The 1,313-nt window shown below is 66.7% G+C and carries 1 protein-coding gene and 1 pseudogene; one reads left to right on the top strand and one right to left on the bottom strand.

The window, feature by feature from the left end; translation table 11 throughout:
• Nucleotides 1-109: 109 nt before the first annotated feature.
• The gene (locus tag B4F73_RS06900; RefSeq protein ID WP_290480431.1) at nt 110-724 is read right to left on the bottom strand and encodes a glutathione S-transferase family protein; all 615 of its coding nucleotides are present in this window, start codon (nt 722-724) and stop codon (nt 110-112) included.
• Nucleotides 725-774: 50 nt separating this feature from the next.
• Here B4F73_RS06900 and B4F73_RS06905 point away from each other — a divergent pair.
• A pseudogene (locus tag B4F73_RS06905) lies at nt 775-1,313 on the top strand (ATP-dependent DNA ligase); the annotation flags it as partial.

The following is a 1,313-nucleotide window of genomic DNA, read 5'->3' on the forward strand; positions in this document are numbered from 1 at the left end:
CTGACGCGCTCATGCTGAGCGAAGTCGAAGCACAGGCGCGGGGCTCCGCGGTCTAACGGCAAGAACCCCCAGCCTCCACCGGAGCGGCGGACATGTCGGCCGTGGGTCCCTAGACCCCCACGTCCAGCATCGCCTTGTAGGCCGGGCGCGCCTGCACTTTTTCCAGCCAGGCCCTGGTCGCGGGCAAGGCCTCCAGCGCGCCCATGGCCGCAGCGGACTGGACCTGGAACGCCATCAGGCAATCGGCGGCGGTGAAGCTGTCGCCGGCGAAATAGGCATGTTTGGCCAGGTGCCCCTCGATCGTCTTCATCGCCTTGGCCTGTTCGGCCTCCATGGAGGCGGCCAGCGGCGTGTCCAGCAAGCCCGCATTCATCAGGTAGAAGCGGAACAGGCCCGGCAGGAAGATCGCGCCCTCGGCGGCATGGACCCATTCCAGGTAGCGCGGGAAATCAGCCGAATCCGCGCGCGGGTGTAGCGTGTGGTCCGGGTCGTGTTTCGCCAGCAAATATTCGGCAATCGCGCCGGTCTCGGCAATCACCGTGTCGCCATCTTCCAGCAGGGGCGACTTGCCCATCGGGTGGATCTTGAGCAGGTCCGGCGGGGCCAGCCGGGTTTCCGGGTCGCGGCTATGGTGGACAATCTCGTGCGGCACGCCGAGTTCGAGCAGCAGCCAGACAATGCGCTGCGAGCGCGAGGCGTTGAGGTGGTGCAGTTTCAGGCTCATGGAGGACTCCCCTAGATGGATTCTTGGCGCGGCGGCTCTATCTTAGGCGCATGCAGGCCTTCGCAGAGCTTCTTGACCGACTAGTCCTAACGCCTTCGCGTAACGGCAAGCTACGCCTGATCGTATCCTATTTTCGCAGCGCCCCAGACCCCGACCGGGGCTATGCCCTCGGCGCGCTGACCGGCGACCTCGACCTGAAGAGCATCAAGCCCGCCGCGATCCGCGAACTGGTCACCGACCGGATGGACCCCGAACTGTTCCGCCTGTCCTATGACTATGTCGGCGACATGGCCGAAACCGTCAGCCTCGTCTGGCCGGGCGAGCGGCGCGCGAACCGCCCGCCGCCGCTGGCCGAGATTGTCGAAGCGCTGGACGGCGTGACACGGCCCGAGGCGCAGAGACTGGTCGCCAACTGGCTCGACGGGCTGGACCCGACCGGCCGCTGGGCGCTGCTCAAACTGATCACGGGCGGCCTGCGCATCGGCGTCTCCGCGCGGCTTGCCAAACTGGCGCTCGCGGATTTCGGCAGCGTGGACGTGACCGAGATCGAGGAGATCTGGCACGGCCTCGCCCCGCCCTATCCCGAACT

The organism is Hyphomonas sp. UBA3601 (assembly GCF_002375605.1).
Classification (GTDB): domain Bacteria; phylum Pseudomonadota; class Alphaproteobacteria; order Caulobacterales; family Hyphomonadaceae; genus Hyphomonas.